7 protein-coding genes are annotated in these 5,823 nt (G+C 42.3%); 4 read left to right on the top strand and 3 right to left on the bottom strand.

What is annotated here, in order from left to right; all coding sequences use genetic code 11:
• From NTV63_03210 to NTV63_03200, 3 genes are all read left to right on the top strand, one after another.
• The coding region (locus tag NTV63_03210) for a hypothetical protein (protein ID MCX6709932.1) at positions 1–395 on the top strand (395 nt) is incomplete at its 5' end.
• A 23-nt stretch (positions 396–418) separates the two neighbouring features.
• The gene (locus NTV63_03205; GenBank protein ID MCX6709931.1) at positions 419–667 is read left to right on the top strand and encodes a hypothetical protein; all 249 of its coding nucleotides are present in this window, start codon (positions 419–421) and stop codon (positions 665–667) included.
• Positions 668–674: 7 nt separating this feature from the next.
• A complete protein-coding gene (locus NTV63_03200; GenBank protein ID MCX6709930.1) occupies positions 675–1,565 on the top strand; it encodes a thiamine pyrophosphate-dependent enzyme in 891 nt (296 codons plus the stop codon).
• A 33-nt stretch (positions 1,566–1,598) separates the two neighbouring features.
• Here NTV63_03200 and pyrH read toward each other — a convergent pair whose 3' ends face one another.
• The 3 genes from pyrH to NTV63_03185 form a co-directional block, all read right to left on the bottom strand.
• On the bottom strand, positions 1,599–2,279 hold the full coding sequence (gene pyrH / locus NTV63_03195; GenBank protein MCX6709929.1) for a UMP kinase: 681 nt from the start codon (positions 2,277–2,279) through the stop codon (positions 1,599–1,601).
• 19 nt (positions 2,280–2,298) lie between these two features.
• The gene (locus NTV63_03190) at positions 2,299–2,940 is read right to left on the bottom strand and encodes a hypothetical protein (GenBank protein MCX6709928.1); all 642 of its coding nucleotides are present in this window, start codon (positions 2,938–2,940) and stop codon (positions 2,299–2,301) included.
• A 72-nt stretch (positions 2,941–3,012) separates the two neighbouring features.
• The gene (locus tag NTV63_03185) at positions 3,013–3,426 is read right to left on the bottom strand and encodes an EamA/RhaT family transporter (GenBank protein ID MCX6709927.1); all 414 of its coding nucleotides are present in this window, start codon (positions 3,424–3,426) and stop codon (positions 3,013–3,015) included.
• A gap of 166 nt (positions 3,427–3,592) precedes the next feature.
• Between NTV63_03185 and NTV63_03180 the strand changes: the two genes are divergently transcribed.
• Positions 3,593–5,823 (top strand): HAD-IC family P-type ATPase (locus tag NTV63_03180; protein MCX6709926.1); only part of this gene is annotated, 2,231 nt, incomplete at its 3' end.

The following is a 5,823-nucleotide window of genomic DNA, read 5'->3' as shown; positions in this document are numbered from 1 at the left end:
ATGGCTTGATAGAAAAATACAGAATGGAAGATGCAGAATACGCTGTTGTTGCAATCGGCTCATGCTGCGGGACAATAAGGACTGTTGTTGATGAGATGAGAGAAAAAGGGAAGAAATACGGCATGCTCAAGCTCAAATGCCTCAGGCCTTTTCCTGAAGAGGAAATGAGGGAATCCCTTTCAAAATTAAACGGGATTACTGTTCTTGACAGGAACATTTCCCCAGGAAGCCATGGAGCAGTTTATTCAGAGATAAAGGCGTCATTGAAGAATTCAAAAGTCAGAATCAACAATGCAATACTCGGGCTCGGCGGAAAGGACATAACCCAGGATGACATAAGAAATGCCTTTGGGATTTCAGAAAAGGAAGATGAAGCGGAAAAGTGGCTTATCTGAACTTATTTTTTAGAGTGAAATAAATGAAGCACCAGATTTTGAAAAATGAAGACATCGGCGAAAAATGCGTATACTGCAGCGCAGACATGAGCGCTGAAAAGTGGGATGCCAAATTTTCAGAGCATTTCACATACAAAAGCGCAGTGTGCGAAAAATGCGGCAGGGAAAACTGGATAAGGATAATACACGGCTCAAGGCACGAGCATTGGGCTGAAACAATTGACTCAAAGGTGCTTGAGCAAAGGAAAAAACAGGAAAACAAAAATGGCTAAAATGATAATGGGGCTTCCGGAAGAGGAATATTTTGCATCAGGGCACCGGGCATGCGCAGGATGCGGCGCAGCAATAGTCCTAAGGCACCTGCTTAAGGCAGCAGGAAAGAATACAATTGTTGTGAGCGCCACAGGATGCATGGAAGTTGTAAGCTCGCCTTACCCCGAGACAGCATGGAAAGTTCCTTGGATACATTCTGCTTTTGAAAACGCATCTGCAGTTGCTTCAGGAATTGATGCTGCTCTCAAAAAAGCAGGCAAGAGGGATAAAACCAACATCCTTGTGATAGGCGGCGATGGCGGCACATTTGACATAGGGCTTCAGTCCTTAAGCGGGGCAGCTGAGCGCGGAAACAAGTTCACATACATATGCTATGACAATGAGGCGTATATGAACACGGGAATCCAGAGGAGCGGCTCAACACCCAAATACGCATCCACAACAACGAGCCCATACGGAGAGAAGATTCACGGAAAGCAGCAGTTCAAGAAGGACATGCCTTTCATACTTGCAGCACACAGCTCATACTCCGCAACAGCAAACATCTCAGAGTTCCAGGACTTTTTCCAGAAAGTCAAGAAGTCATTCTCGCGCCCGGGCTTAAGCTACATACAGGTTTTCTCGCCATGCCCGACTGGCTGGAAATACCCAACAGAGCTAGGAATAAAGATTGCAAAGCTCGCATTTGACTCAAGGGTTACCCCGATTTACGAGATTGAAGGAGGAGTTCTCAAAATCACAAGGGAAACTCCAAAGCCAGTTCCTGTTCTGGACTACCTGAAGTCCCAGAAAAGATTTGAGCTTAATGAAAAGGAAGCGGCAGAAGTTCAGGAATATGTTGACTCTGAATGGAAGAGGATAAAAAGCCTAAACGACTCAAAAATCAAGATTTTCTGATTAAACAGTTTTTTATCTTTTTCCTTTTTCCTTTTATCTTATCAGCGTGCCCTCAAAGCTTTTATGCAAGAGAAGGCGATTGAGGTTCTTGAGATTTTTTCCAACAATAAACACTTTCATCTTCAGCCTCTCGCAGGCTCTGCTTGCAACAGGGTCAAAGGGCATATTGAGCCCGGGGTCCCACTTTTTCCCGACAATCTTCCTGAAATCCTTCCATGAAATCTCCCTTATGAGCTTGGCATCAGAGAACTTGTTCGGATCCTTGTCATATACATAAGAGATGTTGCTTATGTTTATTATGCTCTTAACTCCGAAATTTTTTGCAAGTATAACAGAATCATAATCTGTGCTGCATCCCGGCTTGTAGCCTGCTGCAATAATGATGCTTTTCCTGAATTTGACCCTTTTATTGGGATTTTTCACAAGCTCTGCGTTTGAGTATTCCTTGAATATTGTCCTTAGAAGATGGGCATTAAGCCTTGTTGAATGTATCCCAAGCCAGTCTTTGTCTTCAGGGCTTACTGAAACTATCTTTCCTGCAGCGTCCATATAATTCCTGGCAGTCCTTCCCCCTCCCGCTATTATTATGAATTTTTTCCCCTTTCTTGCATGCGAGATTATGAGCTTACGGAATTCAGAGAGAAAATCAACATCAATATTGTCAGGAACGATGGTTGAGCCTCCCAGTGAGAGCACGAATGTTTCATTTTTCATATTTGCACCTCAAATCAAACTATAAGCGCATGCAGTCCTTCTCGCGCCAGCACGCAATAAATCCGCTTTCATTAAGGCATCTTGAATATTTCCTTTTCAGCTCTTTCATTTCATCATAGTTTGTTCTGCACACATCATTCCATATGTCAATGTATACTGTGTCATACCTTTCTTTCGGAGCGAAATTGAATATGTCCGAGTGCTCTATTAATACTTTGCTTTCAAATTTAATCTGCGAAAGGATGAGCTCTATTATCTCAGGATGCTTCTCAACAATTGTTATTGAACTTATCTCCGGCTTTTTCTCAACAAAAAGCGCAATCAGCCCCAGCCCGAGCCCGCCTATTAAAACATTCCCTCTGCTCTTTTTTATGAATTCGTAATTTGTGTAAAATTCCATGGGAGTGTTTGACATCATCACATGGTTTGCTTTTTTATCGTAAAGATTCACATATTCACCCGGCTCAATTTTTCCATCGTAGAATCCTACCGCATTTGCATATCTTTCATATTTCTTTTTCCATTCAGGGCCATAGTCAATGACAATTTTTCTTATGGAGAACCTATTTCCGTCGCAGGCTTTATACCTGGATGAAAGCGCTACAAATTCATCTTTTTCAGAAACCTTTTCCAGCAAATCATCCAACTTCTCTTTTTTCATTATGCAGCGCCTATCAAGCTTACCCCGACAAGTATGAGAAGTATTCCGAGCCACTTCATGAGATTCATCTTTTCATGAAGGAACCTTATTGCAAGAAGGGTAACCCACACATAGGAAAAATGAATCATTTCTGATTTTGCTTCCAAATCCTATGCAGCTTATTCCTGAAAAAATCACAAAAATTCCGAGCCACTTTGACTGGCTCATGCTTTCCCCGAGAAATCTCATTGCAAGAAGATTAACCCAGATGAAGCCTGTTGAGACAAAAGGATACAGCACCGAGAGTTCGCCTTTCTTGAAGGCAAATATCATTATGACTGCTCCAATGAGGTAAGATGCAAGCCCGATGAAAAGATAATGGTTTGTCAGGAGCGAATTTATGTCAAGTGAAAGGGAATTTGAGGCAAGCTTGTAAAAAACCTGCCCTGCAGAAGTGAATAATGTGCATATAAGAATGAGGAATATTGCTGTAAGGCTCGTCTTCAAACAAATCACGTCTTTTTTCTTTTTCTCTTTATCTAAACTGCATTATCACCATTATTAATCTTTCTATTCCAGGCGATTAAAACATTTAAGCAAATAATGGGCAGATGGCAAATGGAAAGCTTTTTATCCCTGTTCTTCAAAATCATACTAAAAAGAGGTGTGGCATTTGGAAAGCACTTGTTATCTTAAAAGCGCTGAGGAAACAATTTCTTTACTGAAAAGCTCAAATGAGGGGCTTTCAGAGAATGAAGCCAAATCCAGGCTCTCCAGCTTTGGGCAAAATGTCCTGAAAGCAGAGAAGAAGATAAGCTCGCTTAAGATATTCCTCGGGCAGTTTAATGATTTCATAATAATGATAATGTTTGCTGCTGTTCTAATATCCGCAGCAATTGGAGAGTATGTTGATGCAATTGTTATTGCAGTTATCCTTTTCCTAAACGCAATGCTTGGATTCTTCCAGGAATACAAGGCAGAGCGCTCAATAGAAGCGCTGAAAAAGCTTGCAAGCCAGAAGGCAGTTGTAATAAGGGAGGGAAAGCGCACTGAGATAGATGCATCGCTTCTTGTTCCGGGAGACATAGTTCTTATTGAAGAAGGGAATGTTATACCTGCTGATGCAAGGCTTATTGATGCAATTGCGCTTGAGATTCAGGAAGCATCCCTTACAGGAGAGTCAATGCCCGTAAGGAAAAACGCATTCCCCATAAAGAAGGAATCAATAATTGGGGACAGGAAAAATATGCTCTACTCAACAACAATTGTAACGAGGGGGCGCGGAAGGGCAATTGTTACAGCAACAGGCATGCACACTGAAATCGGAAAGATTGCAAAAATCATCAGCGGAGAAGGCGAAGAGCTCACTCCACTCCAAAAGAAGCTGAAAAGGCTGGGGGTTTTCATAGGATTCCTTGTTATAAGCGTGTGCATTGCAGTATTCATTTCTCAGATTATAAAGAGCCCGCAGATGATTTCCTCAATAAAGAGCCTTGACCTCTCTATATTCCAGAACAAGATGTTCATTGAGATTTTCCTCATGGCAGTATCGCTCGCAGTTGCAGCCCTTCCAGAAGGGCTTCCTGCTGTTGTCACAATCTCGCTTGCGCTTGGCGTTCAGAGGATGGTGAAAAGGAATGCGCTAATAAGAAAACTTCCTGCTGTTGAAACTCTCGGGTGCATAAATGTGATATGCACAGACAAGACAGGAACCCTCACCTGCAATGAGATGACTGTAAAGAGAATATTCGTAGATGAGAAGTTTGTTGAGGTTGAAGGGGAGGGATATTCAACAAAAGGGGTTTTCTCAAGCGAGCCAAGAGACATTATCCCGCTCCTAAAGATAGGTGCATTATGCAACAATGCATCAATTGACGGCGGGCTTATAGGAGACCCAACTGAAATAGCGCTTCTTGTGAGCGCAGCAAAGCACGGCTTCAGCAAGAAGCAGCTTGAAGAGGAGCTTCTCAGGGTTAATGAGATTCCATTTGAGTCAGAGAGAAAATTAATGACAACAATACACGCATCTGTCCAGGGAGGAAAAAGCAAGGGCAAGGTTTTCTCCTATGTGAAGGGCGCGCCAGATGTAATAATCAGAAGGTGCAATTATATTCTTATAAGCGGAAAAATCCGCAGGATGTCAGAAAAAGACAGAAAGGAAATAATTGATGCAAACGAGAAATTTGCTTCAGGGGCTCTTCGCGTTCTCGGATTTGCATTCAGGGAATTCCACGGAAAGGAAACCAAGGAGAACATAGAGAAAAATGCGGAAAACTCCCTTGTCTTTGTGGGGCTTCAGGCAATGATAGACCCCCCAAGAGAGGAAGTGAAGGAAGCAATTGAAAAATGCAGGACAGCGGACATAAGAGTCATAATGATTACAGGCGACCACAAGACAACTGCAATTGCAATTGCAAAGGAGCTTGGAATAAACGGAAAGGTGCTTACTGGAGATGAGATTGACAGAATTGAAAGCCTTGATTCAGTGATTAATGATGTTTCAATATACGCGAGGGTAAGTCCGGAGCACAAGCTTAAGATTGTGGCAGCATTGAGAAACAAAGGGTATAATGTTGCAATGACAGGAGACGGAGTGAATGATGCTCCTGCGCTGAAAAAGGCGGATATCGGAATTGCAATGGGAATTACGGGAACCGATGTTTCAAAAGAGGCGTCTGACATGATTTTAACAGATGACAATTTCGCCTCAATTGTGAATGCAGTTGAAGAGGGAAGGATAATTTATGACAACATAAAGAAATTTGTTGCATACCTGCTCTCAAGCAATCTTGGAGAGGTGCTTACGATATTCACTGCAATACTCCTAAACCTTCCGCTTCCGCTTATTGCAATCCAGATTCTGTGGATAAATCTTGCAACAGATGGACTGCCAGCTTTAGCTTT

It is taken from the genome of Candidatus Woesearchaeota archaeon, assembly GCA_026394965.1.
Classification (GTDB): Archaea; Nanobdellota; Nanobdellia; order Woesearchaeales; family 0-14-0-80-44-23; genus JAPLZQ01.
This window is presented reverse-complemented; position numbering and strand designations above follow the sequence as displayed.